The 26,581-nt window shown below is 75.2% G+C and carries 27 protein-coding genes and 1 tRNA gene; 18 read left to right on the top strand and 10 right to left on the bottom strand.

The features are described from left to right. Positions 1–18: 18 nt before the first annotated feature. The 5 genes from ABEA04_RS03490 to ABEA04_RS03470 all read left to right on the top strand — a co-directional run bounded on the left by ABEA04_RS03490 (position 19) and on the right by ABEA04_RS03470 (position 5,979). Positions 19–999 (top strand): hypothetical protein, encoded by a 981-nt coding sequence (locus ABEA04_RS03490; RefSeq protein WP_345454556.1) that lies wholly within the window; start codon positions 19–21, stop codon positions 997–999. A gap of 69 nt (positions 1,000–1,068) precedes the next feature. Next, positions 1,069–2,217, top strand: a complete 1,149-nt coding sequence (locus ABEA04_RS03485) for an alpha/beta fold hydrolase (RefSeq protein ID WP_345454555.1) — start codon at positions 1,069–1,071, stop codon at positions 2,215–2,217. A 71-nt stretch (positions 2,218–2,288) separates the two neighbouring features. Next, positions 2,289–3,068, top strand: coding sequence for a D-Ala-D-Ala carboxypeptidase family metallohydrolase (locus ABEA04_RS03480; RefSeq protein WP_345454553.1), 780 nt, complete (start codon positions 2,289–2,291; stop codon positions 3,066–3,068). A gap of 116 nt (positions 3,069–3,184) precedes the next feature. Further along, positions 3,185–4,531 (top strand): MFS transporter, encoded by a 1,347-nt coding sequence (locus tag ABEA04_RS03475; RefSeq protein WP_345454551.1) that lies wholly within the window; start codon positions 3,185–3,187, stop codon positions 4,529–4,531. After that, positions 4,528–5,979 (top strand): pyridoxal phosphate-dependent decarboxylase family protein, encoded by a 1,452-nt coding sequence (locus tag ABEA04_RS03470; RefSeq protein WP_345454549.1) that lies wholly within the window; start codon positions 4,528–4,530, stop codon positions 5,977–5,979. The genes ABEA04_RS03475 and ABEA04_RS03470 overlap by 4 nt, the downstream gene beginning before the upstream one ends. 109 nt (positions 5,980–6,088) lie before the next feature. Here the strand turns inward: ABEA04_RS03470 and ABEA04_RS03465 are convergent, their stop codons facing one another. Beyond that, entirely contained in the window at positions 6,089–7,042 is a 954-nt protein-coding gene (locus ABEA04_RS03465; protein ID WP_345454547.1) for a carbohydrate kinase family protein, read from the bottom strand. Further along, the gene (locus ABEA04_RS03460; protein ID WP_345454545.1) at positions 7,039–7,692 is read right to left on the bottom strand and encodes a class II aldolase/adducin family protein; all 654 of its coding nucleotides are present in this window, start codon (positions 7,690–7,692) and stop codon (positions 7,039–7,041) included. Before ABEA04_RS03460 ends, ABEA04_RS03465 begins: the two co-directional genes overlap by 4 nt. A 65-nt stretch (positions 7,693–7,757) precedes the next feature. Between ABEA04_RS03460 and ABEA04_RS03455 the strand changes: the two genes are divergently transcribed. The 6 genes from ABEA04_RS03455 to ABEA04_RS03430 all read left to right on the top strand — a co-directional run bounded on the left by ABEA04_RS03455 (position 7,758) and on the right by ABEA04_RS03430 (position 13,727). Continuing rightward, positions 7,758–9,269, top strand: a complete 1,512-nt coding sequence (locus ABEA04_RS03455) for a flavin monoamine oxidase family protein (protein WP_345454543.1) — start codon at positions 7,758–7,760, stop codon at positions 9,267–9,269. Beyond that, positions 9,266–10,216 (top strand): SMP-30/gluconolactonase/LRE family protein, encoded by a 951-nt coding sequence (locus tag ABEA04_RS03450; RefSeq protein WP_345454541.1) that lies wholly within the window; start codon positions 9,266–9,268, stop codon positions 10,214–10,216. The genes ABEA04_RS03455 and ABEA04_RS03450 overlap by 4 nt, the downstream gene beginning before the upstream one ends. Before the next feature lie 279 nt (positions 10,217–10,495). Continuing rightward, positions 10,496–11,179 carry a uracil-DNA glycosylase gene (locus tag ABEA04_RS03445; protein ID WP_345455623.1) on the top strand — a complete coding sequence of 228 codons (684 nt, stop codon included), beginning with the start codon at positions 10,496–10,498 and terminating at the stop codon, positions 11,177–11,179. A gap of 37 nt (positions 11,180–11,216) precedes the next feature. Next, entirely contained in the window at positions 11,217–12,014 is a 798-nt protein-coding gene (locus ABEA04_RS03440; RefSeq protein WP_345454539.1) for a MerR family transcriptional regulator, read from the top strand. Between the two features lie 39 nt (positions 12,015–12,053). Then, positions 12,054–12,833, top strand: a complete 780-nt coding sequence (locus ABEA04_RS03435) for a dioxygenase family protein (protein ID WP_345454537.1) — start codon at positions 12,054–12,056, stop codon at positions 12,831–12,833. 48 nt (positions 12,834–12,881) lie between these two features. Beyond that, a complete protein-coding gene (locus ABEA04_RS03430) occupies positions 12,882–13,727 on the top strand; it encodes an NAD(P)-dependent oxidoreductase (protein ID WP_345454535.1) in 846 nt (281 codons plus the stop codon). 16 nt (positions 13,728–13,743) lie between these two features. On the opposite strand, the gene ABEA04_RS03425 is transcribed toward ABEA04_RS03430, so the two are convergent. Beyond that, positions 13,744–14,706 carry an aldo/keto reductase gene (locus ABEA04_RS03425; protein WP_345454533.1) on the bottom strand — a complete coding sequence of 321 codons (963 nt, stop codon included), beginning with the start codon at positions 14,704–14,706 and terminating at the stop codon, positions 13,744–13,746. Between the two features lie 44 nt (positions 14,707–14,750). Then, the gene (locus ABEA04_RS03420) at positions 14,751–15,236 is read right to left on the bottom strand and encodes a cupin domain-containing protein (protein ID WP_345454531.1); all 486 of its coding nucleotides are present in this window, start codon (positions 15,234–15,236) and stop codon (positions 14,751–14,753) included. Positions 15,237–15,431: 195 nt separating this feature from the next. On the opposite strand from ABEA04_RS03420, the gene pdxY reads away from it, so the two are divergent. Then, positions 15,432–16,283, top strand: a complete 852-nt coding sequence (gene pdxY, locus ABEA04_RS03415; protein ID WP_345454529.1) for a pyridoxal kinase PdxY — start codon at positions 15,432–15,434, stop codon at positions 16,281–16,283. 56 nt (positions 16,284–16,339) lie between these two features. After that, complete coding sequence (locus tag ABEA04_RS03410) at positions 16,340–16,633, top strand: hypothetical protein (RefSeq protein WP_345454527.1); 294 nt, start codon at positions 16,340–16,342, stop codon at positions 16,631–16,633. 8 nt (positions 16,634–16,641) lie between these two features. Here the strand turns inward: ABEA04_RS03410 and ABEA04_RS03405 are convergent. Continuing rightward, a tRNA-Thr gene (locus ABEA04_RS03405) sits at positions 16,642–16,717 on the bottom strand. Positions 16,718–16,831: 114 nt separating this feature from the next. On the opposite strand from ABEA04_RS03405, the gene soxR reads away from it, so the two are divergent. Together soxR and ABEA04_RS03395 are read left to right on the top strand one after the other, a co-directional pair. After that, positions 16,832–17,260 carry a redox-sensitive transcriptional activator SoxR gene (soxR, locus tag ABEA04_RS03400; RefSeq protein ID WP_345454525.1) on the top strand — a complete coding sequence of 143 codons (429 nt, stop codon included), beginning with the start codon at positions 16,832–16,834 and terminating at the stop codon, positions 17,258–17,260. A 4-nt stretch (positions 17,261–17,264) separates the two neighbouring features. Further along, complete coding sequence (locus ABEA04_RS03395) at positions 17,265–18,470, top strand: DUF4032 domain-containing protein (protein ID WP_345454523.1); 1,206 nt, start codon at positions 17,265–17,267, stop codon at positions 18,468–18,470. Here the strand turns inward: ABEA04_RS03395 and ABEA04_RS03390 are convergent. Next, positions 18,457–20,289, bottom strand: a complete 1,833-nt coding sequence (locus ABEA04_RS03390) for a sensor histidine kinase (RefSeq protein WP_345454521.1) — start codon at positions 20,287–20,289, stop codon at positions 18,457–18,459. The two genes, ABEA04_RS03395 and ABEA04_RS03390, sit on opposite strands and share 14 nt — an antisense overlap. An 87-nt stretch (positions 20,290–20,376) precedes the next feature. Continuing rightward, a complete protein-coding gene (gene rlmB, locus ABEA04_RS03385) occupies positions 20,377–21,336 on the bottom strand; it encodes a 23S rRNA (guanosine(2251)-2'-O)-methyltransferase RlmB (protein WP_345454519.1) in 960 nt (319 codons plus the stop codon). Positions 21,337–21,451: 115 nt separating this feature from the next. Here rlmB and ABEA04_RS03380 point away from each other — a divergent pair, with 115 nt between their 5' ends. Further along, positions 21,452–22,747: a C39 family peptidase gene (locus tag ABEA04_RS03380; RefSeq protein WP_345454517.1), complete on the top strand. Its 1,296-nt coding sequence runs from the start codon at positions 21,452–21,454 to the stop codon at positions 22,745–22,747. Between the two features lie 41 nt (positions 22,748–22,788). Here ABEA04_RS03380 and ABEA04_RS03375 read toward each other — a convergent pair whose 3' ends face one another. Then, positions 22,789–24,330 (bottom strand): molybdopterin-dependent oxidoreductase, encoded by a 1,542-nt coding sequence (locus ABEA04_RS03375; RefSeq protein WP_345454515.1) that lies wholly within the window; start codon positions 24,328–24,330, stop codon positions 22,789–22,791. 47 nt (positions 24,331–24,377) lie between these two features. Here ABEA04_RS03375 and ispF point away from each other — a divergent pair, with 47 nt between their 5' ends. Next, on the top strand, positions 24,378–24,890 hold the full coding sequence (ispF, locus tag ABEA04_RS03370; protein ID WP_345454513.1) for a 2-C-methyl-D-erythritol 2,4-cyclodiphosphate synthase: 513 nt from the start codon (positions 24,378–24,380) through the stop codon (positions 24,888–24,890). Between the two features lie 10 nt (positions 24,891–24,900). Here the strand turns inward: ispF and nirD are convergent, their stop codons facing one another. After that, positions 24,901–25,266 (bottom strand): nitrite reductase small subunit NirD, encoded by a 366-nt coding sequence (nirD, locus tag ABEA04_RS03365; RefSeq protein WP_345454511.1) that lies wholly within the window; start codon positions 25,264–25,266, stop codon positions 24,901–24,903. Positions 25,267–25,361: 95 nt separating this feature from the next. Between nirD and ABEA04_RS03360 the strand changes: the two genes are divergently transcribed. After that, the gene (locus ABEA04_RS03360) at positions 25,362–26,066 is read left to right on the top strand and encodes an IspD/TarI family cytidylyltransferase (protein ID WP_345454509.1); all 705 of its coding nucleotides are present in this window, start codon (positions 25,362–25,364) and stop codon (positions 26,064–26,066) included. On the opposite strand, the gene ABEA04_RS03355 is transcribed toward ABEA04_RS03360, so the two are convergent. Then, on the bottom strand, positions 26,007–26,552 hold the full coding sequence (locus ABEA04_RS03355) for a 2-C-methyl-D-erythritol 4-phosphate cytidylyltransferase (RefSeq protein ID WP_345454507.1): 546 nt from the start codon (positions 26,550–26,552) through the stop codon (positions 26,007–26,009). The genes ABEA04_RS03360 and ABEA04_RS03355 overlap by 60 nt on opposite strands. Between the last annotated feature and the right edge of the window lie 29 nt (positions 26,553–26,581).

Genomic DNA, 26,581 nt, shown 5'->3' with positions numbered 1-26,581 from the left:
CGCGGGTAGGCCGCCGGCATGCCCGCCACCCCGCCGTCCGGGTCCCCCGGCTCCTGGGAGCCGCCCCCGCCGCCCGGCCACACCCACCTGCGTCCGGGCACGCCGGGCTACGTCCCGCCCCCGCAGGGCGGCCCGCCGGCCCGCGGCGGCTACCCGCCGCAGGGCCCGCCGCCGGGCCCGCCCCCGTGGACGCCGGCCCCCGGCGGACCGGGTGGGCCACCGGGTCCGCCGCCGCGTCGCAACACCGGCCTGGTCGTCACGCTCGTGGTCGTCGTGGTGCTGGCCATCGCCGCCGTCACCACCTTGGCCGTCGTCCTGGTCAACGGCGACGACGACGAGGGCCGCGACAGCGCCGGCCAGTCCGGCCGGTCCAGCCAGTCCGACCCGGCCGACCCGGCCGACCCGGCCGACCCGTCGGCGTCCGAGCCCGCGCCGCCCACGGCCAGCGGGCCGACCTCGGCGCCGGTCAGCCCGGTGGAGCCGTCGACGCCCGCCGAGCCGCCGTCCTCGCCCGAGCCCCCGCCCGCCGACCCGCCCGCCGTCGAGCCGTTCAGCTTCACCGAGTACGGCGACGACTGGCGCTTCCGGCTCGGCGACGTGCAGCTGCGTGCCGACTTCGTCCGCGGCTGGGACTATCCCAGCTGCGCGCCCGCCGAGAAGGGCAGCGCGCTGACCGACCTCGGCTGCGTGCGCGCCTCGGAGTGGACCTACCGCGCGCTCGACGGCGACCTCGCGCTCACCCAGGTCGTCTACACGATGCGCGACGAGCGGGCCGCCACCCGGCTGATCAAGCGCGAGCTGATCAGCGAGGACTCCTGGCAGGTCAAGCGCGCCTCCACCCTGCCCGGCCGGGCCGGGTCGTGGCGCGCCAACACCACCGGCGTCTACGTGCTGCTCACCGTCGAGACGCACGAGAGCTCGGTGCCGCTCAAGCGCGCCGCGTCGTTCGTGAACTACGGCAACGCCGACATCCTCGGCGCGCTCCGCTTCTCGTCCTGACCCGCCCGGCCCTGCTGGCGCCGTCCCCAGGGCCCCGCCGGGTGGTGCGGCGCGGGCTACCGTTTCGTCGTGGACCTCATCCCCAAGCCCGGGCAGGTCGTCTCGGCCGCCGGCAACCTGGCGACCCAGGTGCTGCGCGGCGGCCTGGCCGACCTCCGCCCGATGCCGAGCACGCTGGTCCACGACGGTCCGCTGATCTCGGTGCGGCACTACCGCCCCGTCGCCTCGGTGCGCGAGCACGGCGACCCGGTGCTGCTGGTCGCGCCGCTCGCCGTGCCGGCCCGCTGCTACGACCTGCGCCGCGGCTGCTCGCTCGTCGAGCACCTGGTCGGCCGGGGGCGGCCCACCTACCTCGTCGAGCACGGCCGGGTCGACGTCGGCGACCGCAGCCTCGGGGTCGAGCGCTGGGGCGACGACCTCGTGCCGGACGCCGTCCGCACCGTCTCCGCCCACGCCGGCGGCCGGCCCGTGCACCTGGTCGGCTGGAGCCTGGGCGGCACCTTCGCGCTGCTCGCCGCCACCGACCCCGACCTGCCGATCGGCTCGGTCACCGTGGTCGCGACGCCCGCCGACGTCGACCTCGTGCCTCTCGTCGCACCCCCGCGCCCGCTCCTCGACCCCACGGCCGGCCGCGGCACGCTGCCGCGCGCCGTCCGGGCCGCCGCCGCGGCCGCCGGACCGGTGACGCCGCTGGTCTCGTGGGCCGCCCAGCTCGGGTCGGTGCAGCGGCTGGCCCTCACGCCGGCGGCGCGCCTGGTGCACGCCGACGACGCCGACTACCTCGCCCAGCTCGAGGCCGTGGCCGCCCTCGCCGCGGGCACCACCGCCTACCGCGGCCGGGCCTTCGGGCAGGTCTACCACCGCTTCCTCGCCGGGGCCGACCTCGACCTCTCCGGCGTCACGGCGCCGACCCTGGTCGTGGCCGGGGCCACCGACGGCATCGCGCCCGTCGCCGCGGTGCAGGCCCTCCTGCCGCGGCTCACCGGGGTGGACGACGTCCAGCTCGAGGTCGTGCCGGGCGGCCACCTCGGCTCCCTCACCGGCCGCGCCGCCCGCACCGACACCTGGCCCGCGATCGACGAGTGGGTCGAGCAGTGGTCGGGCCGCCCTGACCCGTCCGACGCCCCCGTGGCGCCCACCATCGGCACCATCGACACCATCGGCACCGACCCGCAGCGGCGTCACCGCTCGCAGGCCTCGCGCGCGCTGCGCGACTGAGCCGACGTTCGCCGTCGGGCCGAGGGTTTCCCCCGTTTCGGCCCACCGCGGGGGTCTCCCAGGCTGGGGGCATGTCTCGGACCAAGGCCCTGCTCTCGACCCTGGCCGTCCTGGCCGCCTCGCTGGTCGGCGTGACCGCCGCCAGCACCCTCGTCGCCGCGCCCGCGCACGCCGACGAGTGCTACTCCTGGAGCCGCACCCTGTCGTCGGGCGCCACCGGTGACGACGTCGCGCAGCTGCAGGTCCGGGTGGCCGGGTGGGCCGGCTACGGCGTCAACATGGCCATCGACGGCTCCTACGGACCGCAGACCGTGACCGCGGTGCGCAACTTCCAGGCCGCCTACGGGCTCGGCGCCGACGGCGTCGCCGGCGCGCAGACCTACGCCAAGATCTACGAGCTGCAGGACGCCGACTGCACCCCGGCCCACTTCTCCTACGCCGAGGTCGACGGCGGCTGCGGCCAGGGCGGCTACTCCGGCGGCTCGGTCTCCGAGGCCACCGTCAAGGAGAACCTGAAGCGGGCGATGTGGCGCGCCGAGGCGCTGCGCCAGCGGATGGGCAACGTGCCGCTCACCGTCACCTCCGGCTTCCGCTCGCAGGCCTGCGACCGCCAGGTCGGCGGCAGCGGCACCGGCCAGCACACCTACGGCACCGCCATCGACCTCGTCGGCGCCTCGTTCTGCGGCCTGGCCCAGAACGCCCGCTACAACGGCTTCGGCGGCATCTTCGGCCCCGGCTACCCCGGCCACGACGACCACGTGCACGTCGACGTCCGGGCCGGCCGCAGCTGGAGCGCCCCGAGCTGCGGCGTCTCGCGCAACGCGCCCGAGCGCGCCGTGATCGAGCCCTGACCGTCACCACCTCCGGGGGAGGGACCCCTCGCCGGCGCCCCGGCGACCTGCCGCCGGGGCGCCGCTCCTCCCGCAGACCCGGCGCCGCCGTCGACGCCGACCGCTAGCGTGCCGCCATGACCGGGGGGACGGCGTCCACAGGGCTGACGCGCGGCACCCGCGTCGGCTACGGCCTCGGGTCGGTCGCCACCGGCGCCTTCGGCACCGTGCCGGGCCTGATGCTGCTGCCCTACCTCACCGACACGGTCGGGGTCGCGGCGGTGGTCGCGGGGTTCGTCGTCGTGCTGCCCAAGGCCTGGGACGTCGTCCTCAACCCGATCGCGGGACGCATCAGCGACCGCACCGTCGACCCGCGCGGGCCGCGGCGGCCGTGGCTGCTGCGCGCCGGGCTGCTGCTGGCGCTCGCCTTCGCGCTGCTTTTCGCCGCGCCCGACCTCGACTCGAAGGTCGCCGAGACGGCGTGGGTGCTGGTGGTCTTCCTGGCCTGCGCCACCGCCTACGCGTTCTTCCAGGTGCCCTACGTGGCGATGCCGGCCGAGCTGACCAGCGGCTACGACGAGCGCACCCGGCTGATGACGTGGCGGGTCGGCGTCCTCGCCTTCACGATCATGCTGGCCGGCGCCAGCGCCCCCGCCGTGCGCGACGCCGTCGGCGGCCGCGACGGCTACCGGATCATGGGCCTGCTCATGGCGGTGCTGATCCTCGTCGGCGTGCTCGGCGCCTACCACGGCACCCGCCGCGCCCCCGTCGGCGCCGTCGACGCCGGGGCGGGCACGCTGCGCGAGCAGCTGCGGGTGGTCTCGGCGTCCCGCTCGTTCCGGCTGCTGCTCACCACCTTCGTGCTGCAGGCCCTGGCCACCGGCTGCATGCTCGCCGGGGTCGACTACCTCGCCGACGACGTGCTCGGCCGGTCGGGCGCCGCCACCGTGCTGTTCCTGTGCTTCGTCGGGCCGGCGCTGCTGCTGACCCCGCTGTGGGCGGCGGTCGGCGAGCGGGTCGGCAAGCAGCGCGGCTACGTGGCGTCGTCCCTGGTGCTGGCGCTCGGCGCGGGCCTGGCGGCGTCGGCCCAGGCCGTGCCCGCGGCCGCCGTCTTCGCCGCCGTGGCGCTGGTCGGCGTCGGCTACGCCGGCTGCCAGGTCTTCCCGCTCGCGATGCTGCCCGACGTCGCCGCCGACGACGCCCGCCGCACCGGCGAGAACCGCGCCGGCGTCTACACCGGCGTCTGGACGGCGGGCGAGACCCTCGGCCTCGCGCTCGGGCCCGGCGCCTTCGCGCTCGTGCTCGCGGTCGGCGGCTACGTCTCGAGCCAGGACGGCGACGCCGTCCAGCCCGGCTCGGCGCTGACCGCCATCACGCTCGGGTTCTCGCTGCTGCCCGCCGTGCTGGTGCTGCTCAGCCTGGTGTGGCTGCTGCGCTACCGGCTCGCCCCCGACCCCGCACCCCTCGAGGAGCCCGCCCCGTGAGCGACCCCACCGCGCCGTCCGAGCCCGCCGCGATCCTGGCCCGGCTCGCCGAGCTGCAGGCGGGCGACCTGCCGGTGCACGGCGGCCGCACGCTGGCCTACGTCTACGACTCCGGGCTGCCCGAGGTCGACCGCGTCGCGCGCGAGGCGGTGGCGGCCTTCGCCGGCAGCAACGGCCTCGACCCCACCGCGTTCCCGAGCCTGCTGACGATGGAGAACGAGCTCGTCGGCCTCACGGCCGACCTGCTCGACGCACCCGGCACCGTCGTCGGCAGCGTCACCTCCGGCGGCACCGAGTCGGTGCTGCTCGCCGTGCAGGCCGCCCGCGACGCGCGGTCCGACGTCGTCCGCCCGCGCATGGTGCTGCCCGACACCGCGCACGCGGCGTTCCACAAGGCGGCGCACTACTTCGGCGTCGAGGCGCGGCTGGTGCCGGTGGGCGACGACTACCGCGCCGACCCCGCCGCGATGGCGGCCGCGGTCGACGAGGCGCCCGACCAGACCGTGCTGGTGGCGGTGAGCGCGCCGTCCTACGCCCACGGCGTCGTCGACCCGGTGGCCGAGGTGGCGGCGCTGGCCGCCGCGCGCGGCGTGCGCTGCCACGTCGACGCCTGCATCGGCGGGTGGGTGCTGCCGTACGCCGCCCGCCTCGGCCGTGCGGTGCCGGCGTGGACCTTCGCCGTCGACGGCGTCACCTCGATCTCGGTCGACCTGCACAAGTACGCCTACGCCCCCAAGGGCGCCTCGGTGCTGCTGCACCGCACGCCGGCGCTGCGGCGCGCGCAGTACTTCGCCAGCGCGGCGTGGCCGGGCTACACGATGCTCAACTCCACGATGCAGTCGACGCGCTCGGGCGGGCCGCTGGCCGGCGCGTGGGCCGCCGTCCGGGCGATCGGCGACGCGGGCTACGAGCGGCTGACCCGCGACGTGCTGCACGCCGTCGACGCGATCGTGGCCGGGGTCGGGGCGCTGGACGGCGTCCACGTCGTCGTGGCGCCCGACTCGACGCTCGTCGCGCTCGCCACCGACGCCTCGTGCGACCCGTTCACCGTGTGCGACGAGATGGCGGCGCGCGGCTGGCACGTGCAGCCGCAGCTCTCGCACGCCGGTCGGCCCGCGACCATCCACCTCTCGGTCAGCGCCGCCACCCTCGCGCACGTCGACGAGCTGCTCGAGGCGCTCGCTGCGTCGGTGGCCGCCGCTCAGGACGCCGGACCCGTCGCCGTCGACCCCGGTGTCGCCGAGGTCGTCGCCGCCCTCGACCCCGCCGCGCTCGGCGACGACGACTTCGACGGCCTGCTGGCGGCCGCGGGGCTCGCGGGAGGCGAGGGCCTCGCCCTCCCCGACCGCATGGCGCCGGTGAACGCCCTGCTCGACCTCGCCGCCCCCGAGCTGCGCGAGGCCGTGCTGGTCGCGTTCCTCGACCGGCTTCAGCGCCCGGCCCGCTGACGCCTCCCGCGCGATCGCCTGGCGTCCCCCGCGCGACTACCTCACCGGTAGACGCACTCTCCCGCCCGCACACGGGCGGGTGAGTGCGTCGAGGGGCGAGGCAGTGCCCTCAGCCCGACGCCGCCGCCGACGCCGGCCCCGCGAGCGCCAGCACCACGTCGAGGTCGTACTCCCCCGCGTCGGTGCCGAGGCCGCGGGCGACATGATGGGCGGCGGCGCAGCCGAGGCGGGCGGCGTCGGCGCGCGAGCGGCCGAGGGCGAGGCCGCGCAGGTAGCCGGCCGAGAACGCGTCGCCGCAGCCGGTGGTGTCGACCAGCTCGCCGTCGCCGAGCGGGAAGGCCGGCACCTCGACGACCTCGTCGGCGGTGACGACGAGCGCGCCCTCGGCGCCGCGAGTGACGGCGACGCAGCCGGCGCCGGCCGCGACCAGGGCGCGGGCGCCGGCGGCGAGGTCGCTCTCGCCGGTGAAGCCGCGCACCTGCTCGTCGTTGGGCAGCAGGTGTCCGGTGTGGGGCAGGGCGTCGACGATCCACGCGAGCAGGTCGGCGTCGCCGGGCGCGAGCACGTCGACCGAGGTGGTCAGGCCCCGCTCGCGCGCCCACGCCAGCAGCTCGCCCGCCACGGGCCCGCCGAGGAACTCCGGGCCGCCGAGGTGCAGGTGGTCGCACCCGGCGAGCGGGCCGTCGTCGCCGCGGTCGAGGTCGTCGAGGGTGAACGCGCCGTTGGCGCCGATGCAGTGCCAGGCCGGGCGCTCGCCGTCCGGACGCACCGGGATCACCGACGCCGAGGTCTGCACGTCGGCCTTGCGCACCAGCCCGGCCACGTCGACGCCCTCGCGGCCCAGCATCGCGAGCAGCGCGTCGCCGGCGGGGTCGGTGCCGACGGCGCCGAACGAGCGCACCTGGGCGCCCAACCGCGCCAGGACGACGCCGGTGCCGCCCGCCGTCCCGGCCGGCGACAGGCGGATGGTGTCGACCAGCGCACCGTCGGAGCGCTCCGGGATCGACTCGACGCGCACCACGTGCGTGTCGAGCACGTGGACGCCGACGACGGCTGCCCTCATCGCTGCTCCTCCTGCTGCCTCGGGCGGCCGTAGCCGCGCTCGACCGTCGCCAGGACGACGGCCTCCTGCTCCGCCTCGGTGAGCACCCGGGGCGTGCCGAGCGCCGACGCGCGGTGGTGCAGCGCCGCCAGCCACTCGAGCAGGACGGCGTGCTCGACGGCCTGGTCGAGCGTGGTGCCCACCGCGACCGAGCCGTGGTTGCCCATCAGCGCGGCCTGCCGACCGTCGAGCGCGGCCCTCACGTGGCCGGCCAGCTCGGGGCTGCCGAAGGTGGCGTACGGCGCCACGCGCACGGCTCCGCCGAGCGTCAGCTGCTGGTAGTGCAGCACCGGCAGCTCGTCGAGCACGCACGCCACGGCGGTCGACCAGGGCGCGTGGGTGTGCACCACCGCGGCCACCTCGCGCCGGTCGGCGTAGACGCCGAGGTGCAGCCCGACCTCCGAGGTCGGCACCAGACCGCCGTCGACGAGGGTGCCGTCGTGGTCGACGAGGACGACGTCGTGCGGGCGGCAGTCGGCCAGCACCACGCCCGACGCCGTCACCGCCACCAGGTCGCGCACCCGCATGCTCACGTTGCCGGCCGTGCCGACGAGCAGCCCCTTGGCGGCCAGCCGTCGCGCGGCCTCCGCGACGTCGTCACGTGCGCTCACGTCGCCTCCTCGCCCCTGCGTCGTTGGACACGGCGACGCCAAGGTAGCGAAGCGAGGACCCGCCCATGACCGACCCCGTCCGACTCGACCTGTCTCGCCGTGCCGTGCTCGGCGCGGCCGGCCTCACCGCCGGCGCCGGCGCGCTCGGCGCCCTGTCCGACGACGCCGCCGGCGCGCCCGGGCTGCAGGGACGACTGCCCCGCGAGGTGGACGTCGTCGTGGTCGGCGCCGGCATCTCGGGCCTGGTCGCCGCCCGCGACGTGCGCCGCGGCGGCCGGTCGGTGCTCGTCGTCGAGGCCCGCGACCGCGTGGGCGGCCGGGTGCTCAACCACCGGCTGACGACGAAGGGCGCCACCATCGAGGCCGGCGGCGCCTTCATCGGCCCCACGCAGGGCCACATCGCCCGGCTGGCCCGCGAGCTCGACGTCCCGACCTTCCTCGAGCACACCGAGGGCAACAGCGTCTACGTCTCGCAGACCACCGGTCGGCTCGAGTACTCCGGCACCGTGCCGCCCGACCCGACGATCCTCCCCGACGCCGCGCTGCTGCTGCAACAGATCGACTCCTACGCCGCCGAGATCGCCGTCGACGCCCCGTGGACGCACCCGCGCGCCCGCGAGTGGGACACCCTGTCGCTGCGCGACTGGATCCGCGGCACCGCGGTGCTGAACCCCGAGGGCGTCGCCAACCTCATCGAGTGCTGGACCCAGCCCGGCTTCGGCGCCGACCCGCGCGAGCTCTCGTTCCTCTTCGTGCTCTGGTACGTCGCGTGCTCGGGCGACGAGCGCACCGTCGGCACGTTCTCGCGCAACTCCGACACCGCCGGCGGCGCGCAGGAGCGGCGGTTCGTCGGCGGCTCGCAGCTGATCCCGCTGCGGCTCGCGCGGCGTCTCGGTGACGCGGTGGCGCTCGACGCCGCCGTCCGCCGCGTCGAGCAGCGCGACGGCCGGGTGCGCGTGCACACCTCGCGCGGCGTGGTGAGCGCGCGGCGGGTCGTCGTGGCCGCTCCCCCGCCACGGGTGCTCGGCATCGACTTCTCACCCGGCCTGCCCGACCGGCGGCGCGCGCTGCTGCGGCACCTGCACATGGGGAGGCTGATGAAGTGCGACGCCGTCTACCCCACGCCGTTCTGGCGCGCCGACGGGCTCAACGGCTTCGGCCTCAGCGACACCGGCGCGGCGCGGGCGGTCTTCGACAACTGCCCGCGCGACGGCGAGCCCGGCGTCCTGCTGGCGTTCGTGGGCGGCGACACCTGGCGCGAGTTCGGCCGGCTCAGCCGCGACCGGCGGCGTCGCGCGGTGCTCGAGGGGTTCGCGGAGATGTTCGGGCCGCGGGCGCTGCGGCCGGTCGAGTACACCGAGCACGACTGGACCGAGGAGCGCTGGACCGGCGGCGGGCCCACCGCGATCCACCGCCCCGACGGCAGCCTGGTGCGGTTCGGGCCGGCCGTGCGGCGTCCGTTCGGGCGGGTGCACTGGGCCGGCACCGAGACCTCGACGTACTGGTCGGGCTACATGGACGGCGCCGTGCGGGCCGGCGAGCGCGCCGCCCTCGAGGTGCTGGACCTGCTGCGATGAGCGCCACCTTCCGCACCCGCGTCCTCGCCCGCGTGCCGGCGCCGGGCCACCCCGCCTACGTGCACGCGCACACCAACGGCCGGGTCTACGCGGGCAACTACGTCGCGGGCGGCGACGACCGGCGCGCCTCGCGGGTCTTCGAGTGGCGCGCCGACGGCACCCTGCTGCGGTCGTGGACGGTGCCCGGTCAGCGGCTCGACGGCACCCAGGGCGTGCAGGTGGCCGAGCAGACGCACGACGGGCGGCTGGTGCTGCTCGAGACCTCGACCCGCTCGGTGCTGACGCTCGACGTCGCCACCGGCCGCTTCCGGCGGGTCGCGCGGCTGCCGGCGGGCGCCGTCCCGAACTACGCCACGTGGGGGCCGGCCGGGCTGCTCGTCACCGACTACGCGCAGGGCACGATCTGGCGGGTGGGCCGCCGCGGGCGGGTCTCGGCGTGGCTGACCTCGCCGGCCCTGGACGGCGTCGACTCGTTCGGCACCACCGGCATCCGGTTCCACGCGGGGCGGGTGCTCGTCACCCAGCAGACGACGCCCGGCGCGACGCCCACGCAGGGCCACCTCTACGAGGTGCCGGTGCGCGGCGGGCGGCCGGGCGAGCTGCGCACGCTGTGGACGTCGCGGCCCGGCGACCTGCCCGACGGCTTCGGCCTCGGGCGCTCCGGGCGGTTCCACGTCGCCTGCGTCGGCCCGTCGAACCAGCTGGTGGTGCTCTCGCGCACCGGCCGCGAGCTGCGGCGCTTCCCCGAGGTGCCGCTCACGGGCGAGAACGGCTCGGCCGTCCCCTTCGACGGGCCGTGCAACGCGACCTTCCAGGGACGGCGGCTGCTGGTCGCCAACCAGGCCGTCGTCAGCGGCGACGCCTCCCACATGGCCGTCCTCACCGTCGACGTCGGCGAGCCCGGCACCCCACCCCACCGCCCCCGCTCCGCCACCTTCACCGTCTGACGGGACGATGGTCGAGGTGCGAGGAGCCCCGGCGACGAGCCTCGAGACCCCCGGCCCACCATGCGGACCTTCCCGTGGGCGTTGCGTGGTTTCGAGGCTCGCTGCGCTCGCACCTCGACCATCGTCGGATCCCGCCGGTCGAGCAGCGAGCCCTGGCGAGCGTCGTCCACCACCGGCCCTCCGAGGCCAGGCCGACCACACGGACCCTGAGCTCGGTCGAAGGGCCTCGGTAGGTTCGACGCCGTGAGCGCGCTGGCGGGGCTGGTCGACCGCGGACTGATGGCCCCCGACTGGGCGGAGGCGCTGGCGCCGGTCGACGACCGCGTGGCCGAGCTCGGGCGCTTCCTGCGCGACGAGGTGGCGGCCGGGCGTCCGTACCTGCCCGACCCCGACGCCGTCTTCCGCGCTTTCCGGGCGCCGCTCGCCGACGTCAAGGTGCTCGTCGTCGGCCAGGACCCCTACCCCACCCCCGGCCACCCGATCGGCCTCAGCTTCGCCGTCGAGCGCGACGTGTGGCCGCTGCCGCGCAGCCTGGTCAACATCTACCTCGAGCTGCGCGACGACCTGGCCGAGAACGGCCACGAGGGCTGGACGCCGCCCCGGCACGGAGACCTCACCGGCTGGGCCGACCAGGGCGTGATGCTGCTCAACCGGGTGCTCACCGTGCGACCGGGCGCGCCGGCGTCCCACCGCGGTCGCGGCTGGGAGCAGGTCACCGAGTGCGCCATCCAGGCCCTCGTCGCGCGTGCCGAGGCCGGGCGGCCGCTGGCCGCCGTCCTGTGGGGCAACGACGCCCGTGGGCTCAAGCCGTCCCTCGGGCCGGTGCCGGCGGTCGAGTCGCCGCACCCGAGCCCGCTCTCGGCCCGCCGCGGCTTCTTCGGCTCGCGGCCCTTCAGCGCCGTCGACCGCCTGCTGGTCGAGCGCGGCGTCGAGCCGGTCGACTGGACCGCCTTCGTCGCTTGACCCTGACACCGTGTGAGCCCCTAGACCTGACCTCGCCATGATGACCATCGGAGAGTTCGCGCGCTACGGCGGCGTGTCGGTGCGGATGCTGCGCCACTACGACGCCCTCGGCCTTCTGGTGCCCGCGTCGGTCGACGCCACCACCGGCTACCGCTCCTACAGCGCCGCGCAGTTCCCACGGCTCAACCGGCTCGTCGCCCTCAAGGACCTCGGCTTCACCCTCGACCAGGTGGGTCGGGTCCTCGACGGCGGACTGTCGGGCGACGAGCTGCGCGGGATGCTGCGGCTGCGCCACGAGGAGCTCGAGGCCCAGGTGGACGACGACCGCCGCCGCCTCGCCGCCGTCGCGCGACGCCTCCGAGCGATCGAGCAGGAGGGACGCATGTCCGAGCTGGAGTACGTCGAGAAGGAGGTCGGCGCGCTGCGCCTGGCCTCGTTGAGCGAGCGGGTCACCGCCATGGAGCAGATCGGGGGCATGGTGGGCGCGCTCTTCCAGCGCCTCGGCGCCGAGCTGGGCGGGGCCGGCGTCCCGATGTCGGGCCCGCCGGGCGCCGTCTACGACCCCGGGCCCGACGGCGTGACCGTCACCGTCGGCTGGCCGACCACCCGCGCCGAGCTGCCGGGCGACCTCGCGGTGCTCGACCTGCCCGCCACCCCCGCCATCACCACGGTGCACCGCGGCGCCATCGAGGGCATCGGCGAGACGTGGCAGAGCCTCGAGACCGAGGTCGAGTCCCGCGGGCTGCAGCCCGGCGGTCCCGGCCGTGAGGTCTACCTCGAGTCCGACCCGGGCGGCGAGGGCTGGGTGGTCGAGCTGCAGCAGCCGCTGCGCTGATCCCTGTCGCCGGCGTCCGGCCGTGGCTATAGTTGAATCATGAACGACCACGGCCGGATGCCGGCGCTCTACCTCGGCCACGGCGCGCCCCCGCTCCTCGACGACCCCGTGTGGTCGGCGCAGCTGGCCGCGTGGGCGCGCGAGCTGCCCCGGCCGCGCGCCGTCCTCATCGTCAGCGCGCACTGGGAGTCGGCGCCGATCTCGCTGAGCGCCGACGGCGCCCCGCTGGTCTACGACTTCGGCGGCTTCGACGCCAAGTACTACCGCGAGACCTACGCGACGCCCGACGCGTCGTGGCTCGCGCAGCGGGTGGCCGCGCTGATGCCCGCCACCGAGCGGCTGCACCAGCACACCGACCGCGGCCTCGACCACGGCGCCTGGGTGCCACTGAAGCTGATGTACCCCGAGGCCGACGTCCCGGTCCTGCAGCTCTCGCTGCCCACCCACGAGCCGGAGCGGCTGCTCGCCCTCGGCGCCCGGCTGCGCTCCCTGCGCGACGAGGGCGTGCTCATCATCGGCTCGGGGTTCCTCACCCACGGCCTGCCGTTCCTCACCGAGTTCCGCATCGACGCCCCCGCCCCGTCGTGGTCGGTGGAGTTCGACGCCTGGGCGGGCGAGGCGCTCGCACGCGGCGACGTCGACGCGCTGGCCGACTTCACCCACCAGGCGCCGGGCATGCCCTACGCGCACCCGACGGTCGAGCACTACTCACCGCTGTTCGTCACCCTCGGCGCGGCCACCGACCCGGGCGAGCCCGGCGTCCAGACCATCGACGGGTTCTGGATGGGCCTGTCGAAGCGGTCGCTGCAGGTCGCCTGACCCCTCGGGTGGGCCGGTGACGCCCGCGCCCGTGCCACTGTCGGTGGCATGAGGACCGCAGTGCTCGGAACCGGGATCATGGGCGCGGGCATGGCCCGCTCGCTGGCGCGCGAGGGCCACGAGGTGGCGGTGTGGAACCGCTCGCCCGAGAAGGCCGAGGCGCTGGCCGGCGGGTCGGTCACCGCCGCCGGCAGCGTGGCCGAGGCCGTCACCGGCGCCGACGTCGTCATCACGATGCTCTTCGACGCCGACAGCGTGCTCGCGGTCGCCGACGAGCTGCTCGGCGCCCTCGACGTCGGCGCCGTCTGGCTGCAGTCCTCCACGGTCGGCCCGGACGGCGCCCGCCGCATCGCCGAGCGCGCGGGCGGCCGGGTGCTCGACGCCCCGGTGCTCGGCACCCGCCAGCCCGCCGAGGACGGCGCGCTCGTCGTCCTGCTGGCCGGACCGCCCGAGCTGGCCGAGCGGGCCCGGCCGGCGCTCGAGGCCATCGGCAGCCGCACCGTCGACGCCGGCTCCGAGCCCGGCGCCGCCAGCGCGCTCAAGCTGGCCTGCAACTCGTGGGTCGCCCTGCTCACCGCCGGCACCGCCCAGGCGCTCGGCCTGGCCCGCGCCCTCGGCGTCGAGCCGTCGCTGTTCCTCGACGCGATCGAGGGCGGCGCCGTCGACACCCCCTACGCCCACGTGAAGGGACAGGCGATGCTCACCGGCGACGCCCCCGTCGGGTTCGCCCTCGACGGCGTCCGCAAGGACCTCGGCCTCATGGTCGAGGCCGCCACGGACGCCGGCTTCCCCGACGACCTGCTGCAGGCGATGCGCGGCCTCTACGACCGCGCCTCCGACGAGGGCCACGGCGAGGAGGACATGGCCGCGGTCAAGGCGGCGTTCGGCTGGTAGCCCCGGCCGGTCGGGCTCAGCCGGTGGTGATCTCGTCGAGCGCGACGAGGTCGGCCTCGGTGGGCCGCCACCGCAGCGTGGCGGCGTTGCGGCGCACCTGCTCGCCCGACGTGGCGCCCGCGATCACCGACGCCACGGCCGGCTGCGCGGCCAGGCCGGCGATGGCGACGTCGATCGGCTCGAGGTCGCGCTCGCGCGCGAAGCCCTCGAACGCCTCGATGCGGTCCCAGTCGGCGTCCTCCAGCCACGGCGCCGGACCGGACGCCGCCCGCGTGCCCTCCGGCGCGGTCTGGCCGCGACGGTACTTGCCGGTGAGCAGGCCGTACTCGAGCGGGAAGAACGGCAGGACGCCGAGCCCGTACTCCTCGCACGCCGGCACGACCTCGTGCTCGATCTCGCGGTCGAGCAGCGAGTAGCGGTTCTGCACGCTGACGAACCGCTCCAGGCCGCCGCTGCGCGCCGTCCACTCGGCGTCGGCGACCTGCCAGCCGGCGAAGTTCGAGCAGCCCAGGTAGCCGACCTTGCCCTCGTGGACGAGGTCGGTGAGCACCGAGAGGGTCTCCTCGATCGGCGTCGTGTCGTCGGGCTGGTGCAGCTGGTAGAGGTCGATGTGGTCGACGCCGAGACGACGCAGGCTCTCCTCGACCGCGCGGCGCACGTAGCGGCGCGACCCGCGGACGCCGTGGTCGTCGCCATAGGCGCCGCGCATGTCCATGCCGAACTTGGTGGCGATGACGAAGTCGTCGCGGCGGCTCGGGTCGGCGGCGAGCACCTGCCCGATCAGCTCCTCGCTCGCGCCCGGCGGGTCGCCGTAGATGTCGGCGGTGTCGAGCAGGGTGACCCCGACGTCGGTGGCGGCGTCGAGCACGTCGCGCACGCCGTCCAGGTCGACGCGGCGGCTGAAGGCGTTGCAGCCGATGCCGACGGCGCTCACCATGAGCCCGGAGTCACCGAGCGGGCGGTAGTCCATGTCTGCCATGCCCTCGACGCTACGGGCACGGGGTGACGGCCGGTGGTAGCCGGTCAGACCCAGTAGGTGTCGTGCCGGGTCATGAACGCGTCGCGCTGCTCCTCCGACATCTGCTCGCCGCGCGCGAGGGTCTCGAAGTAGTCCTCGCGCGGGCCGCCGGGCGCGAACATCAGCAGCATCGAGGCGCCACCGCCGCCCCGGAACCCGTGGACGCCGCCCTCCGGCACGTAGAGGAAGTCGCCCGACCGCGCCGTCACCCAGTCGCGGCCGTCGAAGAGCCGCACCTCGCCGGAGAGCACGTAGAACTGCTCGGAGATCGAGCGGTGGAAGTGCGGGTCGGGCCCGGACTCGTCGTCCCCGAAGGTCCAGCGGTAGAGCCCGAACCGCTGCTCGGTGCGGTCGCCGGTGGCGAGGTACTCGCACGTGCCGCCGCTGCGGAACCTCAGCTCGGGCGGCTCGCTGCCCCGACGCAGCCACGCCGAGACCTCCCCGTCGGTGCCGTGGTAGCGGTCAGGCGGGTAGTCCCACGCGAGCGACATGCCCGGCAGCCTGTCACGCGGCCGGTGGGCAGTTTCACCACTTAAGTGGTGAAACTCCCGGTTCTCCGACGAACCTTCGTCGCAGAACCCGCAGTTTCGTCGGGTCGGGCCCCACAACCGACCCACCCGCCCCGCGGCCGCCCCACCCGCCCCCGTCCGCGCCCCACCGCGCGCCGGGCCTGGCAGCATGGGCCGGTGCAGATCCTGTCCATCCAGTCCTCGGTCGCCTACGGGCACGTCGGCAACTCGGCGGCGGTCTTCCCGCTGCAGCGCCTGGGGCACGAGGTCTGGCCGGTGCTCACCGTCCACTTCAGCAACCACACCGGCTACGGCGCGTGGCGCGGCCCGCTGCTCGACCCCGCCGACGTCCGCGAGGTCATCCTCGGCATCGAGGACCGCGGCGTGCTGCCCGAGGTGGACGCCGTCCTCTCCGGTTACCAGGGCGACCCCGCGGTCGGCATGGTCGTGCTCGACACCGTGCGGCGCGTCAAGCAGGCCAACCCGGCAGCGGTCTACTGCTGCGACCCGGTGATGGGCGACGTCGGCCGCGGCATGTTCGTCAAGCCCGGCATCCCGGAGTACCTGCGCGACGAGGTCGTGCCCGCCGCCGACATCGTCACCCCCAACCACTTCGAGCTCGGCTTCCTCGCCGGCCGCGAGACCACGCGGCTGTCCGACGTGCTCGACGCCGCCGAGGTGGTCCGCGACTCCGGTCCGCGCGACGTGCTCGTCACCTCGGTGCTGCACGAGGACTCCGAGCCGCAGACCCTCGACGTCGTCGCGGTCTCCGACGAGGGCGCCTGGGTCGTCACCACGCCGATGCTGCCGATCGCCCCCAACGGCTGCGGCGACCTCACCACGGCGCTCTACCTGGCCCACCTGCGCACCACCGGCTCGCCGGCCCGCGCGCTCGAGCTGACGACGTCCTCGGTCTTCGCGGTGCTCGAGACCACCGTCGCCGCCGGCACCCGCGAGATCCAGATCGTCGCCGCCCAGGACGCCATCGCCGCGCCCGAGGTGCGGTTCGAGGCGCGGCAGCTGCGCTGACGTCGGCCACCCCTGTGGCTGGTACCCCGCCCGCGCGGCGCGCGTAGCGTCGAGTCATGTCCTACTTGCAACGGGTGCTGTCCAAGCTGCGCGGAACGCCGGCGGCCGAGCGCACGGGCGAGGACGACGCCCAGGTCGACCGCGCGATGGCGACGTCGCGCGAGACCGGCGGCGCCGACGCCGAGCATGCCCCCGACACCATGGACAAGAACTCCACCACCGGCACCACCGAGAGCGGCGAGTTCGTCGGCCGTGCCGGCAGCGACGAGACCGGCGACGTCGGCCTCAGCGGCGCCGAGGCCCGTGGCGACGAGGCCGACGGCGCCACCGGCGCCGCCCGCCCCGGCTGAGGCGTCACTGGAGCCGGTGACAGGAGTCGAACCCGCGACATCTTGCTTACAAGGCAAGCGCTCTACCAACTGAGCTACACCGGCGAGGAGCGGGCGCCAGCCTAGTGGCCCGCGGCGATAGTCCCGACCCCTCCTCCCGTCGCCCCCGACCTCAACGATGCTTGAGGTCATCCCGGGACGCGAGGCACGATGAGCGGCATGGCGCTGACGATCGGAGAGCTGGCGGAGCGGTCGGGGGTGGCGCACAGCGCGCTGCGCTTCTACGAGGACCGCGGGCTCATCACCTCCGAGCGGACGTCGGGCAACCAGCGCCGGTACGCCGCCTCGACCCTGCGCCGGGTGGCGTTCGTGCGCACCGCGCAGCGCGTCGGGCTCAGCCTGGAGGAGATCGGGGAGGCGCTCGCCCAGCTGCCCGACGGCCGCACGCCGACCAAGTCCGACTGGCACCGCCTCAGCCGGCAGTGGCGGCCGCGGCTCGACGAGCAGATCCGCCGCATCGAGCTGCTGCGCGACAAGCTCGACGGCTGCATCGGCTGCGGCTGCCTCTCGATGCGCTCGTGCAGCCTGATGAACCCCGACGACCGACTCGCCGACCGTGGACCCGGCGCCGTTCTGCTGGAACCCTGAGCCCATGGCGCTGCACATCGTGGCCAACCGGCCCGACCCCGCGCTGCTCACGCTGCCCTGGAGCACGCCGCTGGAGGAGTGGACCGAGCACGTCGTCCCGCTCCCCCGCGGCCTGTCGCGGCACGTCGTCCGCATCGTGCGGCTGCGCGACCGCGTGTACGCCGTCAAGGAGACCGTCGAGGACATCGCGTTCCGCGAGTACCGGCTGCTGCGCGACCTGCAGCGCCTCGGCCTGCCCGCCGTCGTCCCGCTGGGCGTGGTCACCGGCCGCACCGACGAGGACGGCGACGAGCTGCCCTCGGCCCTGCTCACCGAGCACCTGCGCTTCTCGCTGCCCTACCGCAGCCTGTTCAGCCACGGCCTGACCGCCGAGAACCTGCCCTCGCTCGTCGACGCGATGGTGGTGCTGCTGGTGCGGCTGCACCTCGCCGGCTTCTTCTGGGGCGACGTCTCGCTCAGCAACGTGCTCTTCCGTCGCAGCGCGGGCGGGTTCGCGGCCTACCTGGTCGACGCCGAGACCGGCGAGCTGCGCCCGCAGCTGAGCGACTCGATGCGCGAGCACGACGTCACCGTCGCCACCGAGAACGTCTTCGGCGAGCTGCTCGACCTCGAGGCCAGCGACTCCCTCGACCACGAGGTCGCCGCCCACGACCTCATCGAGCTGCTCGCCGACCGCTACCACGCGCTGTGGGACGAGCTCACCGGCCCCGAGGAGTTCGGCTCCGACGAGATGTGGCGCATCGAGCAGCGCATCGAGCGCCTCAACGACCTCGGCTTCGACGTCGAGGAGCTCGACATCGTCACCGACATCGACGGCGACTGGGTGCGCATCCAGCCCAAGGTCGTCGAGCTCGGCCACCACTGCCGCGAGCTGCAGGCGCTCACCGGGCTCAACGTCGAGGAGAGCCAGGCCCGCCGGCTGCTCAACGACCTGACCTCCTTCACCACCCACCTCGGCCTCGGCCGCGAGCAGCGCGACCTCGTCGCCCACCGCTGGCTCACCGAGATCTACGAGCCGGTCGTGGCGATGGTGCCGGCCGACGCGCTCGGCAAGCTCGAGCCGCCCGAGGTCTTCCACGAGGTGCTCGCGCACCGCTGGTACCTCTCCGAGAAGGCCGGCGCCGAGGTCGACACCTTCGACGCCGCGCGCGACTACGTCGAGCACGTGCTGGTGCACAAGCCCGACGAGCTTCGCATCACGACGACCTGACGGCACCGGCCGGCACGGCGACCGGGACGCCGTCGGCGGGCAGGACGACGGTGAAGGTGGTCCCGCGCCCGAGCCGGGAGTCGACCTCGACGGCACCACCGTGACGCTCGATGATCGTGGCGACGATCGCGAGGCCGAGCCCGGTGCCGGGGTGCAGCAGTGCGTCGGGGTTGCTGGTGCGGAAGAAGGGCCGGAACAGCCCGATCTGGTCCTCCTCGGAGATGCCGAGGCCGTCGTCGCTGACCCGCACGACGAGCGACTCGCCCCGCCGCGACGTCGTCACGCTCACCGTCCCGCCCTCGGGCGTGTACTTGACCGCGTTGCTGACCAGGTTGCCGATGAGGCGGTCGAGCTCGGCGGGATCGCCGGCGACCAGCAGCGGACCGGGGGCGAGGTCGACGTCGAGGCGCAGCCTCTTGGCCCGGGCGGTCGTCTCGACGAGCGAGCACACCTCCTGCACCACCTCACCGAGGTCGACGGGCACCTGCTGCAGCGGGTGCTGCGGGTCGCTGACCTGGGCCAGCAGCAGCAGGTCGTCGACCACCTTCTGCATGCGCCTGGTGCCGCGCGTCATCGCCTGCTGCAGGTGGGCCGCGAGGTCGTCGAGGCTCAGCTCGCCGAGCAGCTCGAGGTTGCCGGAGATGACGGTGAGCGGCGTGCGCAGCTCGTGGGAGAGCGTGGCGATGAGCTGGGTGCGGTGGTCGTCGAGCTGCTGCAGCTCGCGCACCAGCTGCCGCTCGCCCTCGAGCGCCCGCGCGGTCATGAGCGCGGCGCCGAGGTCGTGACCGATCTCGAGCAGCGCGGCGGCCTCCACCGCCGTCCACGTCGGGTCCTCCGCACGGCGGGTGAGCACGAGGAAGCCCAGGCACTCCGAGCCGGCGCCGAGCGGGACGCCGAGGGCGCTTGCGAGCCCGAGGGCCGCGACATGGCTCCGCGCCTGCTCGACGACGTCGTCGGTCTCCGGAGGCAGGTCGGAGGCGACGCCGTCGGCGACGACCAGCACGCGTTGGCTGGCCCACAGCAACGGCGCCAGCCGCCGGGCGGTCACCTGGATCTCGGTGGGCATCTCGACGCTCGCCCCGTCGCGGGTGCGGGCCGCCGTGCGGTCGCGCCCGGCCGGGTCGAAGACGTGCATCCAGCTGCCGGTGGCGCCGAACCCCTCGACGAGCGGCGCGTGGGTGAAGGCGATGACCGCGTCGAGCGAGGCGCGTGCGGGCAGCGAGGCGGCCCGGGTCAGGCGCCGGGCGGCGTCGGCATGGGCGATCTGCCGCACCAGGTCCTCCCGCTCGAAGGCGGTCAGCACGGCGCGCTCGGCCTGCGCCGCGTAGCGCTCGAGGAGAGCCAGCGTGGCGGCGTCCGGCCGACGCCCGTCGAGCGGCACGTCGAGCGAGAGCACCCCGGCGATGCGGCCGTCGTCGAAGCTGAGGAACGCCATGAGGACGTCGCCCGGGTCCCACGTGTCCGGCGCGTCCCCCGCCGGAGGGTCCATGACGACGACCCAGTGCCCCTCGAGCTCGGCGCGCTGCTCCTCGGCGGGCAGGAACCGGAACCGTCCCGACCGGTGCGCCGCGGCGTCGATCGGGTCGAGGATGCTGAGCGGGTCGGCGTTGTCGAAGACGAAGTCGCGGTGCTCGTCGGGCCCCGTGTAGGCCATCGTCACCAGCTCGCCGTCGATGGCGACCGAGAGCGCGGCGACCTGGAAGCCGACCATCTCGGCGACCGAGTCGACCATGAGCTGCAACATCGAGCGGGCCGACGAGTCGGACCACCCGGTGTGGTCGCGGTGCCCGGCCTCGGCCGGCTCACCGGGTGCGCTCATCGCCACATTGTGGGGCACGGACGACGCCGCACCCGACCGAGTCGGGTCACGCGACGCCGAGCGGCGGCGCGGGTCGGGCCGGCCCGATCAGGCCCGCGCCTGAGCCAGCGCGTAGAGCGCCACGGACGCCGCCACGCCCGCGTTGAGCGACTCCAGCGAGCGCGCCATCGGGATCGAGACCAGGTGGTCGCAGGTCTCGGCCACCAGCCGCGACAGGCCACCACCCTCGGCGCCCACCACCAGCACGAGCGGGCCCCGGGCGAGGTCGGCGTCGGCGACGAGGTCGGGCAGCGACAGGTCGCCGTCGGCCGCGAGCCCGACGACGGTGCACCCGGCGTCCTGGTAGGCCACCAGCTGGCGGGTCAGGTTGGTCGCGCGCGCCACGGGCAGCCGCGCCGCGGCACCGGCGCTGGTCTTCCACGCCGAGGCGGTCATGGGCGCCGAGCGCCGCTCGGCCACCACGACGCCGTGCGCGCCCAAGCCGGCGGCGCTGCGCACCACGGCGCCGAGGTTGCGCGGGTCGGTGACCTGGTCGAGGACGACGACCAGCGGCGCCTCGCCCTGCTCCCCGGCCGCGTCGAGCAGGTCGTCGGGGTGGGCGTACTCGTAGGGCGGGATGCGCGCCGCGAGGCCCTGGTGCACGGCACCGTTCGTCATCCGGTCGAGCTCGCCGCGGCCGACCTCGAGCAGGCTGATGCCGCGGTCGGAGGCGATCCGGAACGCCTCGCGCAGCCGGCCGTCGCGCTCGGCGCCCTCGCCGACGTACAGGCCGGTGACGGGCACGCCCTCGCGCAGCGCCTCGACGACGGCGTTGCGGCCGGCGACCCACTCCGCCTCGCCGCTCTTGCGGGCACCGCGTGGCCTGCCCTTGCGCGCATCGGCCTGCTTGCGCTGCTCGGCGGCGTAGGCCTTGTGGTAGGGCCGGTCCTTGGCCTTCGGCGTCGGGCCCTTGCCCTCCAGCCCGCGCTTGACCCGACCGCCCGACCCAGCGGCCGGCTTCTTGCTGGTCTTGCGGATCGACCCTCGCCGCTGCGAGTTGCCTGCCACCTCGTCCACCTCTCACTGACTGCTCCCGAGTCTAGAGAACGTCGACCCGTCCCTTATAAGCGACGGGTCGACGTCGGGTGTGGCGCGTGTGACTGGAGTGACCTATCGTTCCTCGGTGCGTCGACTCCCCCCGCTGCTCACGACCGCTGCCACCTCCTTCGCCGCGCTCGGTTGTTACGGTGCCGCGGTGCCCGTCGAGACCGCCGACGCCGTCCCCGCCGGCACCGCGCAGTCCGCGCCGGCCGCTCCGGCCGCTGCCGCGCGTCAGATCCACTACCGGCAGTTCGACTCCGGGGCCGAGCTGCGCACCGGCTCCGCCCCGAAGCTGCGCATCGACCAGGGCCGGATGTCGATCGACCCCGCCGCGCGCGACCTGCAGACCCGACGCCTCGGCGGCACCCGCTACGAGTCCGCCGGCTGGCAGTCGCCGTGGGTCGAGCCGGGTTTCGCCTTCACCCAGCTGATCCCGTCGTGGTCGGCCACCACCCCCGACGACAGCTTCGTCGAGGTCTTCGTGCGCGGCCGTGAGGGACGACGCACCGGCAGCTGGGACCTCATGGCCCGCTGGACCTCCGGCGACCAGCACCTCGAGCGCACCACCGACTCCGGCCAGGACGACGACCTCGGCGACGTCAACGTCGACACCTGGCGCGCCCGCGGCACCGTCACCGGCTACCAGCTGCGCGTGGTGCTGCACCGCCGCGCCGGCACCGACGCCGCCGTCGCGGTCGACACCATCGGCGCGGTCGCCTCGCGGCTGCCCGACTCCGCGCCGGGCACCTCCGAGCCGGGCGTCGCGCGCGGCCGCGTGCTCGACGTCCCGCGCTACTCGCAGATGGTGCACAAGGGCCACTCGCCCCAGTGGGGCGGGGGCGGCGAGGCCTGGTGCTCGCCCACCTCGACCTCGATGGTGCTGGCCTACTACGAGTCGCTGCCCGCCCCGCGCTGGTACCGCTGGGTCGGCAAGGGCCACGTCGACCCGTGGGTCGACCACGCCGCCCGCATGACCTACGACCACGACTACGACGGCACCGGCAACTGGCCGTTCAACACCGCCTACGCCGCGCCGCGCGCCGGCAAGGCGTTCGTGACCCGGCTGCGCTCGCTGCGCGAAGCCGAGCGGTTCATCGCCGCCGGCATCCCGCTGGTCGCCTCGGTCTCCTTCGGCTCCGGCGAGCTGGACGGCGCCCCCATCGGCTCCACCGCCGGCCACCTGCTGGTGATCGTCGGGTTCACCCAGAGCGGCGACGTCGTCGTCAACGACCCCGCCGCCGAGACCCGCAAGGGCGTGCGGCGCACCTACGACCGCGGCCAGCTCGAGGACGCGTGGCTCAACGGCTCGGGCGGCCTGGTCTACGTCATCCGCGACACCGCGCACCCGCTGCCGAAGCGGTCGCCCGGCAACTGGTGATCACGACCGAGCGTGCGAGGTCGTGAGCCTTCACGGCGACGTCAGGTGCCGGCCGCCGCGCTGAAGCTCACGTCGTGCCAGCCCGTCGCGCCGTCGGGCAGCACGTCGGCGACCACACTGGTCTGCACCTGACCGTCCTTGTCGGTGGCACGGACGACGGCGGTGTGGTCGCCCTCGGCGAGGTCGAGCTCGAGGCGCCACTGCACCCAGGTGTCGGTGCTGGGCACCGTGCCCAGCTCGCACGCCTGCCACGGGCCGCCGTCGACGGAGACCTCGACCTTCGAGATGCCGGTGTGCTGCGACCACGCGGAGCCGGCGACGACCGACGGTCCGGCCGCGACCTGGCCTCCGTCGGAGGGCACCTCGATGCGGGACGACATCTTCACCGGGCCCAGCTCGCCCCAGCCGCGCTGGGTCCAGTAGGCCTCGATGTCGCCGAAGGTGGTGACCTCCATGTCGACGACCCACTTGGTGGCCGAGACGTAGCCGTAGAGCCCGGGCACGACGGTGCGCACCGGGAAGCCGTGCTCGATCGTCAGCGGTTCGCCGTTCATCGCGATGGCCAGCATCGCGTTGCGGCCGTCGGTGAGCGCGGTGAGCGGCGTGCCGCAGGTCCAGCCGTCGTCCGAGGTCTGCAGGACGGCGTCCGCCCCCGCGAGCGGCTTGGCCTCGGCCAGCAGCGGGCCGAGCAGGACGCCGCTGAACCAGGCGTTGCCGATGAGGTCGCCGCCGACCTCGTTGGAGACGCAGTTCAGGGTGATCCAGGCCTCGTCGACGCCGCGGGCCACGAGGTCCTCGAAGTCGAGCACGATCTCGTTCTCGACCATGCCGTGGATGCGCAGCTGCCAGTCGCGGTAGCGGATGGCCGGCTTCACGAAGGCGGTATCGATCAGGTAGAACTCGGCGACCGGCGTCATCCAGGCCGCCGCGCCCTCGACGTCGAGCCGGGCGCCGTCGGGCACCTCGGGGGCGCTGACCTGGCGGTTCTTGGTCTTGCGGTCCTGCTCGACGCCGCGGACGTCGCGCCCGGCCAGGCGGGCGAGCAGGCTCGAGACCGCGGCGGTGGCGACGACGGCGGCGGTCACGACGAGGAACTCGCGGCGCCGCCGGTGCCAGGCCTCGCCGTAGACGTCGGTGTCGGGCAGCGCCTGCAGCCGCGCGAGCCGCTGGGTGAGCAGCCACAGCGCGCCGACCATGACGAGGTAGCCGACGACGGCGGGCAGCAGGCTGGTGCTCGAGGCGCCGTTGTTCGACAGCGCGGCGGCGCCGTAGATGAGCGCCATCACCCCGAAGCCGACGACGCCGAGCCACCAGGCCCGGCGGGCCAGCAGGCCGATGCCGGCGAAGAAGACCGTGACGACGACGATGATGATGATGAACGTGATGTGCTTGCTGTCGGTGCCGAGGTTCTCGCGGGACCAGTTGACGACGTCGGCCGGCATCACGTCGCGCACCAGCTCGGCGACGGAGTTGACCGGGTCGAGGCGCAGGTTGATCAGCTCGGCGACGAGGTAGGCCACGGCCAGGCCGGCGTAGCCCGCCATCAGACCGGCGAGCACCCACGCGACCCTGGACCTCCTCACGCCGGCCATTCTCGCTCAGGCATCATCACCGCGTGGCATCCCCCGGCATGACGGACCCCTTACGGCCCCCGGCCGGGCTGCCGCGGGTCGGGGTCGGGGTCGACGTGCACCGCTTCGCCGCGGCCGACGCCGGGGTGCCGATGCGGCTCGCGGGGCTCGACTGGCCCGACGAGCCGCGGGGCCTGGAGGGTCACTCCGACGCCGACGTCGCCGCCCACGCCGCGTGCGACGCGCTGCTCTCGGCCACGGGTCTCGGCGACCTCGGCTCGCAGTTCGGGACGTCGCGCCCGGAGTGGGCGGGCGCGGCCGGCACGGCCCTGCTCGCCGAGACCGCGCGGCTGGTGCGCGAGGCCGGCTGGGCGGTCGGCAACGTGGCGGTGCAGGTCATCGGCGAGCGGCCGCGCCTCGGGCCGCGCCGCGCCGAGGCCGAGGCGGCGCTCTCCGCCGCCGCCGGCGGGCCGGTCTCGCTCTCGGCGACCACCACCGACGGCCTGGGTCTCACCGGGCGTGGCGAGGGCGTGGCGGCGGTCGCCACCGCGCTCGTCGTCCCGGCCGGCTGACCGCGCGACCTCAGGCGGCCGCCAGCCGCTGCCCGACCAGCACCACGCCGTCCACGACCTTCACGGCGTACGCCGGCACCGAGACGTGCCCGTCGTCGAGGCAGCGCCCGCTGCGCAGGTCGAAGGCGTGCCGGTGCGCGGGCGAGGCCACGAACGGGACGCCGGCGCGCATCCCGACGATGCCGCGGGCGATCGAGGCCGTGCGGTCGGCGCGCGCGAACGGGTCGTGGTTGCCGAGGGCGTAGACCGAGCCGTCCTGGGTGCGGAAGATCGCCATCGACTGGCCGTGCACGAGCGCGACCACGCCCCGCTCGACCTCGAGGTCGTCGAGCGGGCACACCTCCTGCCACTCCGAGCGCGCCCGAGCCACCGCCATGCCGCTCGACGCTAGGCGCGTCCGCGGCACAGGCACGTTGCGCCGTGTTACGGCTGCGTGAATCCGTGCCCGGGCGAGCGTGGCACGATCGGCGGGTGCCCGCTGCCGTCGTCGTCGTCGCCGCCGGGGCCGGGCGGCGCAGCGGCGCCGAGGTCAACAAGGTGCTGCTGCCGCTCGACGGCGTGGCCGTGCTCGCCTGGTCGGTGCGCACCGCGCTCGCGGTGGCCGACGTCGAGCGCGTGGTCGTGGTGGTGCGCGCCGGCGAGCAGGACGCCGTCGCCGAGGCGCTGGGCCCGCACCTGGGCGGGCGCGAGGTCGGCCTGGTGACCGGCGGCGCCACCCGTCACGACTCCGAGTGGGCCGCGCTGCGGGTGCTGCGGGACGACGTCGAGGCCGGTCGCATCGACGTCGTCGCGGTGCACGACGGCGCCCGGCCGCTCGCGTCGTCCGAGCTGTTCGAGCGGGTGCTGGCCGCGGCCCGCGAGCACGGCGGCGCCATCCCGGTCGTGCCGGTGCCCGCGCTGCTCGGCCCCGACGGCGTCGTCCGCGGCGCCGCCACCGTGCAGACCCCGCAGGCGTTCGAGGCGCGCGCGCTGCTCGACGCCTACGCCCGCGCCGACGCGGAGGGGTTCCGCGGCACCGACACCGCGTCCTGCCTCGAGCACTACGCCGAGGTGCGCATCGCCGCGGTGCCCTCCGACGCCACCAACCTCAAGGTCACCTGGCCCGACGACCTCGCCTCAGCGCAGGCTCTCCAGCAGGCGCACGTCGGCCTCCTCCGCCACCCGGGCGGCCGTTGACGGCGCGGTCAGCGTCTCGACGGCGTCCTGCTCACGCAGCCGGGCGACGAGCTCGGTGAAGTCCCACGTGGGCACGCGCTCGAGGCCGGCGACGACCCGGGCCGGCAGCACCAGCGGCGAGCACACGGCCAGCAGCGACTGCCGGTCGAGGGTGCGGCCCACCAGGCCGTCCTCGACGACCTTGACGGTGTCGGTGACCGGCCGGACGCCGACCACGACGGCGTCCAGCTCGAGGGCCAGGTCGACGCAGCGGGCGATGAAGTCGGGCGGGGTGAGCGGGCAGAGGCTGTCGTGCAGCACGACCGGCTCGCCGGCCTCGCGCAGCGCCTCCCACGGCACGGTGGCGTCGACGAGGTCGACGCCGGCCTCGCCGAGCGCCCAGGCGGCGGCCGCCACGAGCGCCTCGCCGTGCACCAGGCGGTAAGGCAGCGAGCCGCGGTCGGCGTCGACGACGAGGCCCAGCGCGGTCGGTCGCTCGTCGTCCACCCGGTCAGCCTAGGTGGCGTGGGTGGGGC

The organism is Nocardioides marinquilinus (genome assembly GCF_039543705.1).
Lineage (GTDB): Bacteria > Actinomycetota > Actinomycetes > Propionibacteriales > Nocardioidaceae > Nocardioides > Nocardioides marinquilinus.
The sequence above is the reverse complement of the archived record's forward strand: the minus strand, read 5'-3'. Positions and strand labels throughout refer to the sequence as shown.

Excerpts from the sequence above, each read along its gene's own strand:
- ABEA04_RS03395 (WP_345454523.1), top strand. The coding sequence starts at position 17,265 with ATGGCGCTGCACATCGTGGCCAACCGGCCCGACCCCGCGCTGCTCACG.
- ABEA04_RS03455 (WP_345454543.1), top strand. The coding sequence starts at position 7,758 with ATGACCGACCCCGTCCGACTCGACCTGTCTCGCCGTGCCGTGCTCGGC.
- ABEA04_RS03425 (WP_345454533.1), bottom strand. The coding sequence starts at position 14,706 with ATGGCAGACATGGACTACCGCCCGCTCGGTGACTCCGGGCTCATGGTG.
- ABEA04_RS03450 (WP_345454541.1), top strand. The coding sequence starts at position 9,266 with ATGAGCGCCACCTTCCGCACCCGCGTCCTCGCCCGCGTGCCGGCGCCG.
- ABEA04_RS03480 (WP_345454553.1), top strand. The coding sequence starts at position 2,289 with ATGTCTCGGACCAAGGCCCTGCTCTCGACCCTGGCCGTCCTGGCCGCC.
- ABEA04_RS03440 (WP_345454539.1), top strand. The coding sequence starts at position 11,217 with ATGATGACCATCGGAGAGTTCGCGCGCTACGGCGGCGTGTCGGTGCGG.
- ABEA04_RS03420 (WP_345454531.1), bottom strand. The coding sequence starts at position 15,236 with ATGTCGCTCGCGTGGGACTACCCGCCTGACCGCTACCACGGCACCGAC.
- ABEA04_RS03390 (WP_345454521.1), bottom strand. The coding sequence starts at position 20,289 with ATGAGCGCACCCGGTGAGCCGGCCGAGGCCGGGCACCGCGACCACACC.
- ABEA04_RS03410 (WP_345454527.1), top strand. The coding sequence starts at position 16,340 with ATGTCCTACTTGCAACGGGTGCTGTCCAAGCTGCGCGGAACGCCGGCG.
- ABEA04_RS03430 (WP_345454535.1), top strand. The coding sequence starts at position 12,882 with ATGAGGACCGCAGTGCTCGGAACCGGGATCATGGGCGCGGGCATGGCC.
- ABEA04_RS03435 (WP_345454537.1), top strand. The coding sequence starts at position 12,054 with ATGAACGACCACGGCCGGATGCCGGCGCTCTACCTCGGCCACGGCGCG.
- ABEA04_RS03445 (WP_345455623.1), top strand. The coding sequence starts at position 10,496 with ATGGCCCCCGACTGGGCGGAGGCGCTGGCGCCGGTCGACGACCGCGTG.
- nirD (WP_345454511.1), bottom strand. The coding sequence starts at position 25,266 with ATGGCGGTGGCTCGGGCGCGCTCGGAGTGGCAGGAGGTGTGCCCGCTC.
- ispF (WP_345454513.1), top strand. The coding sequence starts at position 24,378 with ATGACGGACCCCTTACGGCCCCCGGCCGGGCTGCCGCGGGTCGGGGTC.
- ABEA04_RS03475 (WP_345454551.1), top strand. The coding sequence starts at position 3,185 with ATGACCGGGGGGACGGCGTCCACAGGGCTGACGCGCGGCACCCGCGTC.
- soxR (WP_345454525.1), top strand. The coding sequence starts at position 16,832 with ATGGCGCTGACGATCGGAGAGCTGGCGGAGCGGTCGGGGGTGGCGCAC.
- ABEA04_RS03465 (WP_345454547.1), bottom strand. The coding sequence starts at position 7,042 with ATGAGGGCAGCCGTCGTCGGCGTCCACGTGCTCGACACGCACGTGGTG.
- ABEA04_RS03490 (WP_345454556.1), top strand. The coding sequence starts at position 19 with ATGCCCGCCACCCCGCCGTCCGGGTCCCCCGGCTCCTGGGAGCCGCCC.